Below are 14,549 nucleotides of genomic sequence, written 5' to 3' on the forward strand. Positions count from 1 at the left end.
AGCATCCTCGCCACTGTGTCTCGTGCTGCGGACAGCAAACTGATTCGGGTCGCACACCGTCCGGTCAGAAGGGCGTTCAGCCGGCTGACGTCCATGGCTCTTCCCCGTACCGTTCCACCGAGGACAGGGCCGCGACGTAGTCGCGCTCCACGGTCTGTTCGTCGGCGTGGAGGAACTGCACCCGGGTCACCGGCGGAGCTCCGCCCACCACTGCGCCCTGGTAACTCTCCAGTGCCTTCAGTTCCCGCATGAGGCCGCGGAACCTCGCGGAATCGGACGCCGGAGTGGGCAGGGCGACCCAGGCCGCGTGCCGTAGCTGCGGGTAGGGCCTGGCGGCACGCAGCCGGAACCATTCCGGGGCGAGGTACGCGAAGACGGTCCAGTCGGCCTGTCCTTCGCCGATCGCCGCGCGCGTGACGAGCGGCTCGTCGGTCGCGCAGATGCCCGCGCTCTGGGCGACCGGGACCGGACCGTGCGCGGTGTGCTCGAACTCCGTGCAGGCCGGACCGTTGCGCAGCCCCGCCGCGTCGAGTCCCATCATGGTCAGGTCCACCAAGCGGTCCTGCCGCCCACCCCGGCGGGCGAGCAGCCGCGCGCCGCGCGGCCGTCCGTCCGCTCGCAACGAACCGGTCTGCCGCGTCTCCCAGATATCGCAGATGTAGTGGACCCCGTCCAGACTCACGGAATGCACCTTGAATCCCGTCAGCCCGGCTGTTTCCGCACCATTCCGCTGAACCACGCTCCGCCGCACACCGCTGTTCCGCAGGCCCAGACCCTCGCTCAGAGCCGCGGCGAGTCCGGCCCCGCTGCCGAGTCCGGGCAGCACGGCCACCGGCCGATGGGAAGATACACGGTCCAGCGTGTCCGTGAATTGGTCTCGGTGCACCACGAGGTCACGAAAGTCATCGCAGCGAAGGGACGACCCAAACCATTCGGGTATCACCGCGGTGCTCTGCACGTGGACGATTTCATAACCTCGATCCCGGATCGGGGGAACGAGCAGTCGCGCGCTGGAGTAAGCATCGACCAGGGCCACCACGGGCCGATCGGTCATCCTGACTCCTCCTCCTTCACATCAGGCATTTCATTCGGGCACTGCCCACATCCGTCGGTAACCCGCGGAAGGGCCCGACGCCCAGTGGCGTGCGCCCCGTACGGCTCCGGCCGCCGGGCGGCACCGAATGAGAGTCGTGAAGCCGAATTCCGAGACGTGGAGCCACGCGGAGCCGTACCGGCCGCCTCGTCGGACACTGCCCGACGACGATCGACCGAGACGCTTCGGACCACCTCAAGGGCCGCCCTCCGCGGATCAGTTGACGGCGAACGCGCATGGACTTCCACCTGCTCACCGCGGTGCGCCATGCCGTCGGCCCACGGTGGCGCCCCTCCGGACGGCGGTCCGTCGAACACGCCGTCGCGAAGACGCTCGCCCCGGGGTGCCCGGTACCCCATCCGGCCCGCATTCCCGCGCGAACCGGCACACACGGGACTGCACGCTTTCACTGACGGACACCATCCGGAACGCCGTCAAAGATGCGCTGGAATTCGCCGGATCCCACCCGACTCCGCCGAGTGTCGGATACGAGTCACGCCGGTTCTCGCGAGGTGCGAGAACCAGCGTTTCCCCTACCGGGCCACGTGGGTGACTTCACCGCGGCCGCCCTGACGTTCGGGCCCTCATCCCCTCGGAACGCATCCCGTCCGGACGGCTGCGGGAACATGGCGGGAATTACCCCCACGCGGAGTCGCCCAGCACAACGGCTCCGGCACCCTGCGAAGCGGATGCGGCGTATTCGACATTCGCCGGCGTCGCGCTTCCCACAAGGACATTGACGGCGCCGAAGGCCAGCAGAGCGGCCGTTCCGAGTACGACAGAGATGGTGCGAATGCGGTCAATCATGATTCCCCCTGGATTCAAAAACCGAGTTCCCCGTTGCGGTGTTCATAATCATCCCCCGCCGTTCGCCGCGAGTGAAGGCTCAAATGGCATCATGAGTGGGCAGTGCAAGAACGTGAAGGGTGGACAGATGTGTACAGATCATGACCAGATGGGGGTGACGAAGCTCCCTGAGCTGTGCGAGGCCGGCCTGAAGCACTACCGCGACGTGCTGGAAGCGGGTAGCGCCACGGCGGACCACATCCCCGACTGCCTGGTCGAACTGGGGTTGCTCCGGTTCCTGCCGGACAACCCGGGCACTGTCACCCCGGTCCCCCCGGACCTTGCCGCTGCCTCGCTTTCCCGGCCGATCAAGCGGGTCATCGCGGAGCACCAGGACACCCTGATGGCGATCCGCACCACGATGGCCCGGGCGGAGGTCGTCTACGCGGAGGCTCAGCAGGACGGCGGCACCTCGATCCAGGTGCTCTCCGGCGCAAGCGTGATCGCAGCCGCCCTGGAAGAAGCGGTGGAGTCCTGCCGCGAGGAGCTGCTGACCGCCCAGCCCAACGGCGGCCGTTCGCCCGAGCTCCTCGCCGAGGCCCTGCCGCGCGATCTCGCCCTGGCCGCTCGCGGCGTCAAACAGCGCACGCTGTACCAGCACACGGTGCGGGCCCACGGACCCACGCTCTCCTACATCGAGCAAGTGGTGTCCGCGGGCGCGGAGGTCAGGACGATCGACGAGGTGTTCGAGCGGCTCATCGTGTGTGACAGGAGGACGGCCTTCATGCCCGGTCCGCACGACCGCCGCCAGTCCGCGCTGGTCATTCGGCACCCCAGCGTCATCGAGTACCTGGTGAAAGGCTTCGAGCAGGCGTGGAGCCGTGCGGCGGCCGTGGGGGAGGCCCCTTCCCGACTGCGCCCGCCGCCCCTCACCGACGAGACCCGAAGGGCCGTGCTGCGGCTCATGGTGGAGGGGTACACCGACGAGGCGATCGCGGGGCGACTGGGCATCAGCAGGCGAACGGTGGGCACCCACGTCCAGAGGACCTCGGAAGTCCTCGGCAGCCGCAGCCGCGCACAGCTCGCCTACCTCATCGCACAGACCGACCTTCTGGACCACTCCGATCTGGGTGTCGTGGAGGAGGCTCCGGCGTCGCCCTCCGTCCAGGCCTGACGTGAGGGTCGAGCCGGGCTCGACCCGAGGAGCGGGGGTCAGTGGTTCAGTGGAGGACGCTGCTCGCCACCGATCGGTGACCTGCTGTCGGTGACGGGCTCTCATGGGGCGGTTGCGCGGGGAGGCGCAACGTGATCGGCGAGGGGGAGGCGGCTGTGGCCTGGATCAAGGACTACGTGCGCTCGGACGGCACCCCGGTGAGAGGACACGTCCGGCTCCCGGCCGGCGCACGACGCGAGACCGCGCTGCTGGGCCTGTTCGTGACCGGAGCACTCCTCCTCGGCAACGGCACCACGACCGCGGGGACGGGCTCCGGGGCCGGCCAGGAGTCACCCCGGCCGCAGTCGACGGTGGCCTACCCGATCACGTGGCCGGCCTGGGAGGAGCGGCCGGCACCGCTGCCGGAGCCGGCGGTTTCGTATCCGATCGTCTTCCCCGGCGCGGAAGGCGACCGCTGACCCGCCGTCCCGCTCGGCGGTGGGTCAGGTGAAGAGGAACGCGGCCGTGGTGCAGGCGCCGAGGGCGGCTCCGGCGATCGTCTGGGCCACCGTGTGGTACGTCAGAGCGACCCGGGACCAGCACATGGCGGCCGTGAGGGTGTAGGCGAGCAGCCACCACGGCGAGTGCACCACGGCCAGCAGGGCCACCACCCCCGAGGCCACGGCCGCGTCCACCGAGATCTTCCAGACGGTGTTCACGGTGAGCAGCCCGACGGTCATCACCCACAGGCCGAGCATCGCGACCAGGATGGGCTTGGGGGCCCCGCCGAGGACCATGACCACCGAACCGGTGCCGATGGAACCGAGGATGACGAAGAAGATCGGCGCGCGCTGGGTGCGGTCGACGACGTGGCGGTCGCCCCAGGTGCCTCGCTTGCGCTCCCATTCGATGTAGCCGGCCGGGATCAGCCCGGCGCACAGGGCGCCGAGAAAGCCCCAGAGCAGGCCGGTCCAGTCGCCGGCCGCGGCCAGCCCGATCCCGAGCATGCCGACGAGCAGGGCGTTGCGGGGCTGTAGGACGTCCGTGACGATGCGGGCGACCTTGGTCGTGGGGGTGGGGGGCGTGTCGGTCATGTGGTGGCTCCAGGGACCCGTGCAGTATGCCGGCCGGTCAGGGGTGGCTGCACTGTGCGCCCATGACATCTTTCGGCCTCCTCGGGCCGGGATCGACGGTTTCACCCGGGTGCTCCGGTTCATGGGCGACCTGGTGCAGGGAGTCACCGCGCGTGTCAGCGTGTTGCGGGGGGAATTCCGTACCCCAGCCATCACGAGGAGTCGCCATCATGGGCGGTAAGCACGACAAGCGTCAGCAGCCGGGCCGGAGCCGCGAGGCGCAGGGGCACCAGCGTCCCGGGGACCCCGCGCGGCCGCAGCCGGGCCGGCAGTCCCGCGAGCAGGGCCAGAAGGAACAGGGCCCGCAGGAGAGCTCGCGCCGCCGTGAGGACGACCTGCTGCGCGAAGAGGACCTGCACGGCGAAGGGTTCTGACCGTCCGCACCCGTGACGGAGCCCGGCCGGGGCGACGGCGCACCGGCCGGGCTCCGGCGCGCGGCGGGCCCGGAGGTTCGACGACCGGCCCGGACGTGTGACGCCCGGTCCGAGTCGCCTGCGGCACCGCCCGCGGATACGTTGGGAGGCGGAAGCGAGAGCCGTACCAGGGCATCGGGCGGACGCGTACCGCGCGTCGGCGACCGTGTTCGTGGAGCGTCCGGGAGTGTCCGCCATGACCGAGAACCATCTCTCCGGCGACGAGATACGGAACCTCACCCCGCAGGAGCGGGCCGCCCGCGGCAAGGCCGCCCGCGCCGAAGTGCCGCGCTCCAGCCATGCCGCGTACGAGCCCGCGCCGGACCGCCCGGACCCCGTGGACATCATCGAGAAGCAGTCCGCGAGGCGGGTGCCGGAGCTGGTGCCGATCCGCTACGGCCGGATGAGCGAGTCGCCGTTCCGGTTCTACCGGGGGGCCGCCGCGATCATGGCCTCGGACCTCTCGAACACGCCGCGCAGCGGGCTGCGCGTGCAGTGCTGCGGGGACGCGCACATGCTGAACTTCCGGCTGTTGGCATCGCCGGAGCGCCGCCTGATGTTCGACATCAACGACTTCGACGAGACGCTGCCCGGACCGTGGGAGTGGGACGTCAAGCGGCTGTCGGCGAGCCTCGTCATCGCGGGCCGGGCGAACGGCTTCGGCGCCAGGGAACGGGCCACGGTGGTGCGGGCGGCCGTGGCGGCCTACCGCGAGCGCATGCGGAGCTTCGCCGGGATGGGCAACCTGGAGGTCTGGTACACGAGCGACTCCGCGGAGGCGCTCACGGCGCAGTGGGGCCCGGTCGTGGGCGCGGGGCAGCTCGAACGCTGGAACCGTGCCCAGAAGCGGGCGTACGCGCACGACACGTTGCAGGTCTTCGACAAGCTCACGCGGGTCGTCGACGGAAAGCGCCTGATCACTCCCGACCCGCCGCTGCTGATGCGGCTGCACGATCTGCTGGAGCCGGCCGAACGCGGCCCGATGGAGAAGGAGATCAGCCGGCTGGTCGAGCACTACGGCAAGACCCTGCAGACGGACCGCAGGTTCCTGCTGAAGGGCTACCGGATCGGCGACATCGCCCGCAAGGTCGTCGGCGTGGGCAGTGTGGGAACCCGCTGCTGGGTCATCCTGCTGCTCGGCAAGGACGACGGGGATCCGCTCCTGCTCCAGGCCAAGGAGGCCGACCAGTCGGTCCTGGCGCCCTACGTGGGCGCCAGTGGTTTCCGCACCCAGGGCGAGCGCGTCGTCGCCGGCCAGCGCCTCATGCAGGCCACCAGCGACATCTTCCTCGGCTGGGAGCGCATCCAGGGCATCGACGGGAAGCGGCGCGACTTCTACATACGCCAGCTGCGGGACTGGAAGGGCATCGCCGTCGCCGAGGAGATGTCACCGAAGCGGATGGCGAACTTCGGCAGGCTGTGCGGCTCCACGCTGGCCCGCGCCCACGCGAGGTCCGGGGACCGCATCGCCATCGCCTCGTACCTGGGCGGGGGCGACGTCTTCGACCGCGCGATGGCGGATTTCGCCGAGCTGTACGCGGACCAGAACGAGAAGGACCACCAGGCGCTCCTCGATGCCGTCAAGGCCGGCCGGGTGCGGGCGGAGGCCGCCTGAGAGGTGTCGCCCTCGGGCCGGGTGGTGCCGCCGGGTCAGGTGTTGCTGTTGAGGAAGCCGATGACCACGGCGCCCCACCAGCAGACCTGCGAGACGAGGGCGGTGGTGCCGCCCCAGACGAGCAGTCTGCGCTCGATCGTCTCGCCGGTGGCTTCGAGGCGGCGGGCGAGGAGGCCCGCCTGGAGGCCGTTGACGGTGAGCGCGGCCACCAGGCCCAGCTTCGTCAGGGTCAGCGGGGAGTCGATGTCGGGGTGCAGCATCAGTCCGCTGAGGACGAGCCCGCCGAGGCCGGCCCAGATCGGTACGTGGAGCCGGGCGGTCGCGCCGACCACCTCGGCCAGCGTGCAGCGTCCCGTCGCCCACAGCAGCCCGTGGTAGTCGGCGGACAGCACCGCGCCGAAGCCGAGCACGAGCGAGGCCAGGTGCGCGAAGAGCGCCGCCGTGTGCATCGACTCGTCCGCCTGCACGTGCAGGGAACACCACACCCCGGCCGTCAGCACGACCATCGCGAGAAGCGCTCCCGCCGCCACCGTCCACCACGAGTCGAAAAGACGGATCGGGCGGGAGGTGGGTCCGACTGCGGTGGACGACATGTGAGCTGGCTCCGGTAGACGGCGGACGGGCGGGACTCCCGACAGCCGGAAGCTAGGTAAGGCTTACCTAAAGCGCCGCTGCCGTCAATGCGCGCCCATCCCTCAAGACCATGAATCAGGACACAGGCCCCGCCGACGCCCCGCCCGCCCGGAAGATCCGGTCCAGGTGGTGGTCGAGCACCGCGATGGCGGACTCCGGGCTCCGCTGGCCCACGAGGATGCTGGTGCCCATCGTCGCCGCCATCGCGAGCAGGCTGATCGCCTCCGTGCGCGCGTCGATGCCCGGATCGGCGAGGCCCGACGCCCTGGCCCCTTCGAGCAGTCCGGCCACGGCGTTCTCGGCGGCGTCGGGGTTGTCGATGAACGGCTGGGCGGCCAGCGCCTCGTCGGTGACCGACAGGATCGAGTACGAGCTGTAGAGCAGGTGGAAGGTGCGACCCTCCTCGTCGGTCGGGAGGGAGGCCAGCAGCAGCGCCTCGACGGTCGCGCGCGGGCCGGGGGCGGGGCCGATGGCGGCGAGACGGGCACCGACCCGGGCGGTGAAGCGGTCGGTCAGGTGCTGGAGCCCGTAGAAGAGCAGCTTCTCCTTGGTCTCGAAGTAGTACTGCACGAGCCGCAGCGATACGCCGGCCTCCGCGGCCACGTCGCGCATGCCGACGGCGTGCAGCCCCTGCCGTCCGGCGACCCGGATGAGCGCCTCGGCGATCTGGGCGCGCCGTTCCTCGTGATCCACGCGCTTGGGCATGTGCCGTTGTCCCCGCCCGTCCTCGATGGTGCGTTCGTCAGCGGTCCGGACTCCCGGACCTTTTTCATGGTACCGCCGTACCAACATCATGGTACGGTCGTATCACGAAGAACGGATCTTCCCGGAGGTGCCCCGTGCCCGAGAACACGACCCGTAAGCCGCGCCGCGACATCGGCCGTTACGTCAGCGACGAGCTGCGCGACCGCTACTTCGCCACCTGCGACGCGCTCTTCGCGATGGGAGCGCCCCTACGCTCCGAGACGGACGTCGAGACCGACTTCGGCACCACGCACGTCTACCGGTACGGACCCACGAACCCGGCGGCCGAGTCCCGTACGCCGATCGTCCTGATCCACGGCTCCGGCGGCTGCTCCGCGCAGTGGTACCCCAACACCCGTGCGCTCAGCGCCGATCGCCCCGTCTACGCCCTCGACACCCCGGGCGACCCCGGGCGCAGCGTCCACCGCGAGCCCATGTGGCAGCCCGAGCGGGCCGCCCAGTGGATGGACGAGGCGCTCGACGCCCTCGGCCTGGACCGGGTCCACCTCGTCGGCTCCTCCTACGGGGGCTGGCTGGTCATCAACCAGGCGCACCGGCGACCCGGACGCCTGGCCTCGGTCACGGCCCTCGACCCGGGCGGCCTGGAGAAGGTGGGGCTGCGCTTCTTCGTCTGGATCTTCGCGAGCCTCTTCGCCACCTTCGCCCCGAAGGCGCTGCGCCCGATCCTCGCCAAGTGGCTGGAGCAGCCGGTCCTCGTCGTCCCGGAACTGCGCAGGTGGATCCAGGCGGGGGTGCGCGCCTTCCGGATCAAACGCCCCGCCCCGCTGCCGCTGTCCGACGCCGAACTGGGCTCCATCCGCACGCCGTTCTACCTGATCATGGGCAAGCGCAGTCTGCTGGTCCACCCGAAGCGGCAGCTGGAGCGGGTGCCGCGGGTGATCCCGGGGGCCCGTGCCGAGATCGTCTCCGCGACCGGTCACGGCCCGCAGATCGACCACCCCGACCTGGTCAACGCCCGGATGCTGAGCTTCATGGAGGACGTCGACAGCCTCGACCCCGCCGACGCGGCGGCGTAGCCGCCCTCAGGAGCGGTCGGGTGGCGGGAAGCTCCTGCGCAGCAGTTCCAGGAAGGCGCCGGCCGCGGGACCGGAGGGGCCGTCCGTGCGCCAGGCGATGGCGGCCCGGGCGCGCAGCCGGGGCTCGGTGATCTCCAGCGTCCGCACCCCCACGGCCGCCGCCGCGTCGGCGGGGAGCGCCGGGACCACCGCCACCCCCAACCCGCGCGAGGCGAGTTGCGCGAGGAACGGCGGGGCACTCGCCTCGAAGGCGATACGGGGCCGGAACCCCGCCCCCGCGCACGCCCGCTCGAACACCCCGCGCAGGCCCGTGCCCCGGGGCAGGCTGATCAGCGGACGGTCCCGGAGCTCGGCCAGGGCGATGACCGTACGGTCCGGTGACGTGAGGGCGGGGTCGTCCGGGGCGACGGCCGCCACGAGGGGCACGTCGGCGACGACGTGGAGGGAGATCCCCGACGGCGGCTCCTCGTCCGCGAGTCCTATCACGGCAATGTCGAGCTCCCCGCGGTGCAGCGCGGCGAGCATCCGCTCGGAGGTGTCCTCGGTCAGTGCGATCTCCACCCGGGGGTGCGCCTCGTGGAAACCGGCCAGCAGGGTCGCCGCGTCGAAGCCGCTCCCCGCGGCGGCCGCGCCCGAGACGAGACCGAGGCCGACGCGGCCGCGCAGCAGCCCGGTGAACTCGTCGGCGGTCTCCCGTACCGCGTCGACGGCGGCGAGCGCGGCCCGCGCGTACGGCAGTACGGCCTCGCCCACCTCCGTCAGGGTCACCGACCGGCCGGAGCGGTCGAGCAGCGGGTGCCCCAACTGCCGCTCCAGTTGCCGGACCTGGGCGCTCACACCCGGCTGCGCCAGGTGCAGACGCGCGGCGGCGCGGGTGAAGTTGGCTTCCTCGGCGACCGTGACGAAGTACCGCAGCTGCCGAATGTCCATAACGGATCATGCTAGTTGCGAGACGTGCAAAGTCTTGGACTTGTGGCGGGCCGGCCAACAGCCTTGAAGCCATGGGGAATACGGACATCAAGGCCGCGATCGCGGCCGAACGCCGCGAACTCTCGGCCGTACTGGACGGTTTGCGGGCCGAGCAGTGGGACGCTCCGAGCCTGTGCGCGGGCTGGCGGGTCCGGGAGGTCGCGGCGCACATGACGATGGGGTTCCGCTACCCGCTCGGCAGGATGGTCCGGGAGCTGGTCCGCTCCCGGGGCAGCCTCCACCGGATGACCGACCGGTGCGCGCGCGAGGACGCGGCCGCGCACACGACGCGCGAGCTCTCCGCGCTGCTCGCGGACAACGCGGACCACCCCTGGCGGCCCCCGGTCGGCGGACTCGCGTCGGCCCTGGGCCACGACGTGGTGCACGGCCTGGACATCACCGTCGCGCTGGGCCTCGGCCGCCGGGTGCCCGAGGACCGCGTACGGATCCTCCTGGCGGGCGTCAACGCCAGGTCCCTCAAGTTCTTCGGGGCGGACGTGAGCGGCATCGAACTCCGCGCCACCGACCTCGACTGGTCCTTCGGCTCCGGAACGCCCGTGTCGGGCGCCGCACAGGACCTCCTCCTGCTCGCGTTCGGACGGCGGCTCCCCCCGGGACACCTTCACGGCGAACCGGACGCCCGCTTCCTCCTCGCCCGGACGTGAGGGGCCCACCCATGACACCGACGCACACGCGCGTCCGACTCCTCCAGGGGCTCGCCCTCATCGCCACCGGCCTCCTCGCGGGCGCGTTCGGGTACGGCGCGGCCAACCTGGTCCCCACCTTCGGCGCGGTACCGCTCGACATGCGGTTGTCGTTCCACGCCGAGCTGATGAAGACGAACGGCATCACCATGCAGGCGGCGATGGCCGCGTCGACGCTGGGTTCCCTCGCCCTCGCCGTCGTCACCCGAGGGCGCGCCCGGCTGATCGCCGGTGCGGCGGGGCTGCTGACCCTCGCGTCGTTCCTGATCACCCGGTTCGGCAACGTCCCGATCAACGGCCGGATCAAGGAATGGGCCCGCACCTCGGCGCCGCCGGCCGACCACGCGGAGATCCTGCGGCGCTGGGAGCTCTTCAACGACCTGCGCACGCTCACCGCCCTCGCCGCCTTCGTCCTGCTCACCGCCCTCGTCCTCGGCAGGCCGGCCGTCTCTTCCGAGAGGAGGGGGTGACGGGGCTCGGCGGGGGCATCGCCGTGGGCCCTCCCTCGCGGTCGGCGCGGCGGCGGCGGTCGTCCCGGCCTGCCGGGCCGCCGCCCTCGGGCCCCTGCGGGCCGTGGCGCGGGCGTAGGGCGTCCCGGCGGGGGTCGGCCCCGCCGGGATCGGGATCCTCAGGGATGCAGGTAGCTGTAGCCCACCTCGTAGCGTTCGACCGTGATGATCCGCTGGCCCTCGCGGTGGGCGGATTCCGCGCGGAGGCGGGTGGCCCGGTCCTCGCTCGCCAGCATGGTCTCCTCGTCGTCCCACAGGGTGAGCGACTTGGCCTTCCCGGAGGCCCTGTCGACGAGGTAGTACGCGCCCCGGAAGCCGGGGGCGTCCCGGATCTGCTCGACGATCGCCTGCGAATTCGCCGCCAGATCCCCCTCCGCCGGAAGCGGTGATCCCTGGTAGGTGCTGAGCCTCGCGAACATCTCCGGCAGTCCTTCCTGACCAGGCCGCCCGTCTGGGAACGGCAGCTCCACGACCAGAGTGCTCTGGCGGGCCGCCCGGCGCATGCCGAGCGGACAATGGGTGGCGGGGAACGCTTCCGTCGAGGAGAGGCGGGACACCGTGGTGTCGTACGTAGCCGTGACCGCCCTGAGCCACACCGGGCTGGTGCGCGATCACAACGAGGACAGCCTGGTCGTCGGGCCGTGGACGCTGTGCGGGACGGTGACCGAGAGCCCCCAGACCTTCCTGTTCCCGCTCGGCCGTCCGCTGGTCGTCGCGGTCGCCGACGGGCTCGGCGGCCAGCCGGCCGGCGAGGTGGCCAGCGCCCTCGTCGTACGCCGGCTCGCCTCGCTCGGCCCCTCCCTGGAGGGCGAGGAGAGCGTCGGGGAGGCGCTGGAGCTGTGCAACGGCATGGTGTACTCGGCCGCCGAAGGCCGGCCGGAGCTGACCGCCATGGGCACCACCGTGGCGGGCGCCCTCGTCCTCGGGGAGTCCCTGTTGGCGTTCAACGTCGGCGACAGCCGGGTCTACCACGCGGACAAGGGCGGGCTGCGCCAGGTCAGCGTGGACGACAGCCCGCCGCCGGAGCCGGGGCACCGGACCACCTCCCTGGTCACCCAGACCCTCGGCGGCAGCCGCGGCCACAACACCGTGACCCCCCACATGGCGTCCTTCCCGCTGACCGGGGACGACCGCTACCTGCTGTGCAGCGACGGGCTGACCGACCCGCTGCCCGACGAGGAGATCGAAGGGCTGCTGCGGGTCCACGACGACGGCAAGGCCGCCTTCGAGCTGTGGAAGGCGGCCATCGAGGCCGGGGGGCCCGACAACATCACCCTCGCGCTGATCCGCGTCAACGCCTAACCGTCACCGTGCCGGAGCTGGTCCGTGAAACGTTTCAGGGCCCGTGCGCCCATCGGGGCGAGCAGCGGCCGCAGCGCCCCGTCGACGAGGCCGATGCCGGGCAGCCGCAGGCCGCCGAAGAAACCGAACCGGGTCCCCTCCCCCTCCGGTACGGCGGCCATCCCGCCGATCACGAAGCGGCTCTGCATCAGGCACCAGCCCGGCCGCAGGACCACGTCGAAGCGCGCCCGCATGCCCAGCGGACTGCGGGCCCGGGCTTCGAGGTGCTCGCCGTCGGCCGCGGTCACGGTGAAGGAGCGGATGTCGGTGATCAGCATCGGCATCTGCCGTTCCAGGTCGGAGGCGAGCGCCCAGACCCGGTCGAAGGGCGCGTCGATCAGGTGCTCGGCGTGGCCCGTGCCGGGTGTGGTGCGGGCGATCACGCGGAGCCTGCGGACGGGGTCGAGTTCGGCGACCGGCCAGGAGTCCATCAACGTTCCCACGCCTTCCGGAAGTTGCGGCGGGCCCGGAACAGCCGGGTCCGCACGGTGGGTTCGGGCACGCCGAGGAGCGCACTGACGGAACGCTCGTCCAGCCCTTCGAGATCGCGCAGCACCAGTACGGCCCGGTGCGCCGGCGACAGCCGCTCCAGTACGTCGTGGACATCCGCGGCGAGTTGCGGATCGTCCCGCGCGGGGACGTCGTCGAGCGGGTCGGGGACGCTGCGGGCCGCCTTGCGGGCGACGCGTACGGCCTCCCGTACGGCGATCACCCGCGCCCAGCCGAACAGCGCCGCGGGCTCCCGCAGGCGGCCGAGGCTGCGGAAGATCACGATGAGCGCCTCCTGGGTGGCGTCCGGGCCGTCCTGGAGGGCGATCGGGCCGCAGAGCCGGCCGATGTACGGGGTCAGCAGGTCCAGCAGCTCCGAGGCGGCCATCCGGTCGCCGCGCTGGGCGGCCCGCACGAGTGCGGCGACCTCGCCCGCGTCCCGCGCGGGACCGGCGGCCGTGGCGCTCTCGGTCACCGGCGGCCGAGTCCCGCCAGGAAGGGGACGGCCGTGTCCACGAAGGCGTTGCGGCCCGGGGACGCGAACAGCGGGTCCAGGTGCGTCATGGCCTCGTTCTCGGCGTACGTCGCCGAGGTGATCCGCGACTGCCCCACCAGCCACCGCGCGGACGCGTTGACCGTGCCGTGCGTCAGGCCCGTCTGGAAGGAGTACAGCGGTACGTCGATCTCCCGCGTGTGCCGCAGCCGCAGGCCGAGCCGGCGGGCGACGTCGGTGTCGGCGAAGGCGTCGGCGGCCTCGAGGTCCAGGGTGAGGCGGCTGGGCCAGTACCACTGGTAGAGGGCGGGTTCGGGGGCGGCCAGGGCGCGGGCCAGGGCGGCGGGCGGGGTGAAGTCCGGGTTGACGCTGATGTCCGGCACCATCGGGTGGGTGGCGTACAGCCACTCGACCAGTCCCGCGTTGGTCACCCCGGTCCCCGCGGGCGGACGCAGCCAGGCCGGCAGGTGCGCGGCGAGTTCCGAGGGCCGGTCGGGTGCGGCCGTCGCGTAACCGCCCGCGAGTTGCATGAGGATCGCGTAGGTCTCGGTGCGGCCCATGTTCAGTGCCTCGTCGAAGACTTCGCCGCCTTCGATCCGCGCGCGCCGGGCGTCGGCCTGCTCCGCGGTCAGCCGGTAGGTGATGCCCTCCCCGGCGAACGCGTCGTGCACCCCGGCGTCGATCAGGAGGAGGCCGGACAGGTCGCGGTGGCCGGGGCGGCCGTCGAAGTCCCAGCCGGCGTAGGCGAGGGCGATGGTCCCGCCCCAGGAGTGTCCGCCGAGCACCACCTGCCGACGTCCGCCGTCCCGGGCCGCCAGCACGACCCTGCGCAGGTCGGCCAGTTCGACGGCGAGGCCCCACTCGCCGACGTACGGGGCGCTCTGCGGGCTCCGCGAGCGGTAGTGCCCGCCGAGGTAGTGCTCGGCGGCGCGGTCCGGCGGGAGCCGGAAGCCGTCGAGGTCGGCGAGGTTCTGCTCGCGCCGGTCGACGGCCCAGACCTCGGTGTCGGGCAGCCGGGCGGCCAGCTGCCGGGCCACGGGGGCGAGGCTGCCGGCGGCCGCGAACTGCCCCGGCTCCAGGACCAGGACCTGCCGGGCCCGGGGAGAGCCCGCCTTCAGCACCCGGATGCGGTCCTCGGCGGCCGGTCCGGGGGCGTCGGCGCCGCGCAGGGAGACGTAGGCCTCGCGCACGGAGGGACGCGGTGCGGGGGCGGCGGAGGCGGCGGGCGCGGTGCCCGTGGCGAGCAGCAGCGCGGCCGCCGCGGCCCCGCACAGCCGCAGATACGTACCGGTCCGCTTTCCGGCCGGTGAAGTGGGCTTCATCTGGTCCTCCTTGACGGTGTCTCAGGAAGGAAGAGGAGGTCGACCCCGCGGACATTCCCCGTGACCCGCGTCACACCTCGGCACCCCCGGGCCGCATGTGCGCCGGAGGCGCGAT

General features: G+C 72.0%; 17 protein-coding genes. 8 read left to right on the forward strand and 9 right to left on the reverse strand.

All coding sequences use genetic code 11. The features are described from left to right. Positions 1–76 precede the first annotated feature (76 nt). On the reverse strand, positions 77–682 hold the full coding sequence (locus ACFYZL_RS14945; RefSeq protein WP_384747607.1) for a hypothetical protein: 606 nt from the start codon (positions 680–682) through the stop codon (positions 77–79). A gap of 1,366 nt (positions 683–2,048) precedes the next feature. On the opposite strand from ACFYZL_RS14945, the gene ACFYZL_RS14950 reads away from it, so the two are divergent. After that, on the forward strand, positions 2,049–3,053 hold the full coding sequence (locus ACFYZL_RS14950) for a LuxR C-terminal-related transcriptional regulator (RefSeq protein WP_384747610.1): 1,005 nt from the start codon (positions 2,049–2,051) through the stop codon (positions 3,051–3,053). 131 nt (positions 3,054–3,184) lie between these two features. Then, positions 3,185–3,511, forward strand: coding sequence for a hypothetical protein (locus tag ACFYZL_RS14955; protein ID WP_384747612.1), 327 nt, complete (start codon positions 3,185–3,187; stop codon positions 3,509–3,511). 24 nt (positions 3,512–3,535) lie between these two features. Here the strand turns inward: ACFYZL_RS14955 and ACFYZL_RS14960 are convergent, their stop codons facing one another. Then, the gene (locus tag ACFYZL_RS14960; RefSeq protein WP_388679166.1) at positions 3,536–4,126 is read right to left on the reverse strand and encodes a hypothetical protein; all 591 of its coding nucleotides are present in this window, start codon (positions 4,124–4,126) and stop codon (positions 3,536–3,538) included. 209 nt (positions 4,127–4,335) lie between these two features. Between ACFYZL_RS14960 and ACFYZL_RS14965 the strand changes: the two genes are divergently transcribed. After that, positions 4,336–4,539, forward strand: a complete 204-nt coding sequence (locus ACFYZL_RS14965; protein WP_384747618.1) for a hypothetical protein — start codon at positions 4,336–4,338, stop codon at positions 4,537–4,539. Between the two features lie 235 nt (positions 4,540–4,774). Beyond that, positions 4,775–6,193 (forward strand): DUF2252 domain-containing protein, encoded by a 1,419-nt coding sequence (locus tag ACFYZL_RS14970; RefSeq protein ID WP_384747621.1) that lies wholly within the window; start codon positions 4,775–4,777, stop codon positions 6,191–6,193. Between the two features lie 35 nt (positions 6,194–6,228). Here ACFYZL_RS14970 and ACFYZL_RS14975 read toward each other — a convergent pair whose 3' ends face one another. Continuing rightward, positions 6,229–6,786: a hypothetical protein gene (locus ACFYZL_RS14975; RefSeq protein ID WP_384747624.1), complete on the reverse strand. Its 558-nt coding sequence runs from the start codon at positions 6,784–6,786 to the stop codon at positions 6,229–6,231. A 115-nt stretch (positions 6,787–6,901) separates the two neighbouring features. Then, the gene (locus ACFYZL_RS14980; RefSeq protein ID WP_384747626.1) at positions 6,902–7,531 is read right to left on the reverse strand and encodes a TetR/AcrR family transcriptional regulator; all 630 of its coding nucleotides are present in this window, start codon (positions 7,529–7,531) and stop codon (positions 6,902–6,904) included. A gap of 134 nt (positions 7,532–7,665) precedes the next feature. On the opposite strand from ACFYZL_RS14980, the gene ACFYZL_RS14985 reads away from it, so the two are divergent. Beyond that, a complete protein-coding gene (locus ACFYZL_RS14985) occupies positions 7,666–8,607 on the forward strand; it encodes an alpha/beta fold hydrolase (protein ID WP_388679171.1) in 942 nt (313 codons plus the stop codon). A gap of 6 nt (positions 8,608–8,613) precedes the next feature. Here ACFYZL_RS14985 and ACFYZL_RS14990 read toward each other — a convergent pair whose 3' ends face one another. Next, complete coding sequence (locus ACFYZL_RS14990) at positions 8,614–9,537, reverse strand: LysR family transcriptional regulator (protein ID WP_388679174.1); 924 nt, start codon at positions 9,535–9,537, stop codon at positions 8,614–8,616. A gap of 71 nt (positions 9,538–9,608) precedes the next feature. Between ACFYZL_RS14990 and ACFYZL_RS14995 the strand changes: the two genes are divergently transcribed. Beyond that, complete coding sequence (locus ACFYZL_RS14995) at positions 9,609–10,241, forward strand: maleylpyruvate isomerase family mycothiol-dependent enzyme (protein ID WP_388679177.1); 633 nt, start codon at positions 9,609–9,611, stop codon at positions 10,239–10,241. 11 nt (positions 10,242–10,252) lie between these two features. Beyond that, positions 10,253–10,750: an anthrone oxygenase family protein gene (locus tag ACFYZL_RS15000; RefSeq protein ID WP_388679180.1), complete on the forward strand. Its 498-nt coding sequence runs from the start codon at positions 10,253–10,255 to the stop codon at positions 10,748–10,750. Between the two features lie 158 nt (positions 10,751–10,908). Here the strand turns inward: ACFYZL_RS15000 and ACFYZL_RS15005 are convergent, their stop codons facing one another. After that, on the reverse strand, positions 10,909–11,346 hold the full coding sequence (locus tag ACFYZL_RS15005; RefSeq protein WP_384752468.1) for a hypothetical protein: 438 nt from the start codon (positions 11,344–11,346) through the stop codon (positions 10,909–10,911). A gap of 4 nt (positions 11,347–11,350) precedes the next feature. Here ACFYZL_RS15005 and ACFYZL_RS15010 point away from each other — a divergent pair, with 4 nt between their 5' ends. Further along, positions 11,351–12,091, forward strand: a complete 741-nt coding sequence (locus ACFYZL_RS15010; protein ID WP_384752479.1) for a PP2C family protein-serine/threonine phosphatase — start codon at positions 11,351–11,353, stop codon at positions 12,089–12,091. On the opposite strand, the gene ACFYZL_RS15015 is transcribed toward ACFYZL_RS15010, so the two are convergent. From ACFYZL_RS15015 to ACFYZL_RS15025, 3 genes are read right to left on the reverse strand one after another with little or no spacing between them, the layout of a single operon-like run. Then, a complete protein-coding gene (locus tag ACFYZL_RS15015; RefSeq protein WP_384752465.1) occupies positions 12,088–12,561 on the reverse strand; it encodes a hypothetical protein in 474 nt (157 codons plus the stop codon). The two genes, ACFYZL_RS15010 and ACFYZL_RS15015, sit on opposite strands and share 4 nt — an antisense overlap. Beyond that, positions 12,561–13,094, reverse strand: coding sequence for an RNA polymerase sigma factor (locus ACFYZL_RS15020; RefSeq protein ID WP_384752462.1), 534 nt, complete (start codon positions 13,092–13,094; stop codon positions 12,561–12,563). The genes ACFYZL_RS15015 and ACFYZL_RS15020 overlap by 1 nt, the downstream gene beginning before the upstream one ends. Further along, on the reverse strand, positions 13,091–14,434 hold the full coding sequence (locus ACFYZL_RS15025; RefSeq protein ID WP_388679185.1) for an alpha/beta hydrolase: 1,344 nt from the start codon (positions 14,432–14,434) through the stop codon (positions 13,091–13,093). The genes ACFYZL_RS15020 and ACFYZL_RS15025 overlap by 4 nt, the downstream gene beginning before the upstream one ends. Between the last annotated feature and the right edge of the window lie 115 nt (positions 14,435–14,549).

It is taken from the genome of Streptomyces sp. NPDC001717 (assembly GCF_042892775.1).
Taxonomy (GTDB): Bacteria; Actinomycetota; Actinomycetes; order Streptomycetales; family Streptomycetaceae; genus Streptomyces.

Coding starts and splice junctions, on each gene's coding strand:
- ACFYZL_RS14950 (WP_384747610.1), top strand. CDS start 2,049: ATGGGGGTGACGAAGCTCCCTGAGCTGTGCGAGGCCGGCCTGAAGCAC.
- ACFYZL_RS14960 (WP_388679166.1), bottom strand. CDS start 4,126: ATGACCGACACGCCCCCCACCCCCACGACCAAGGTCGCCCGCATCGTC.
- ACFYZL_RS14965 (WP_384747618.1), top strand. CDS start 4,336: ATGGGCGGTAAGCACGACAAGCGTCAGCAGCCGGGCCGGAGCCGCGAG.
- ACFYZL_RS14970 (WP_384747621.1), top strand. CDS start 4,775: ATGACCGAGAACCATCTCTCCGGCGACGAGATACGGAACCTCACCCCG.
- ACFYZL_RS14975 (WP_384747624.1), bottom strand. CDS start 6,786: ATGTCGTCCACCGCAGTCGGACCCACCTCCCGCCCGATCCGTCTTTTC.
- ACFYZL_RS14980 (WP_384747626.1), bottom strand. CDS start 7,531: ATGCCCAAGCGCGTGGATCACGAGGAACGGCGCGCCCAGATCGCCGAG.
- ACFYZL_RS14990 (WP_388679174.1), bottom strand. CDS start 9,537: ATGGACATTCGGCAGCTGCGGTACTTCGTCACGGTCGCCGAGGAAGCC.
- ACFYZL_RS14995 (WP_388679177.1), top strand. CDS start 9,609: ATGGGGAATACGGACATCAAGGCCGCGATCGCGGCCGAACGCCGCGAA.
- ACFYZL_RS15000 (WP_388679180.1), top strand. CDS start 10,253: ATGACACCGACGCACACGCGCGTCCGACTCCTCCAGGGGCTCGCCCTC.
- ACFYZL_RS15015 (WP_384752465.1), bottom strand. CDS start 12,561: ATGGACTCCTGGCCGGTCGCCGAACTCGACCCCGTCCGCAGGCTCCGC.
- ACFYZL_RS15025 (WP_388679185.1), bottom strand. CDS start 14,434: ATGAAGCCCACTTCACCGGCCGGAAAGCGGACCGGTACGTATCTGCGG.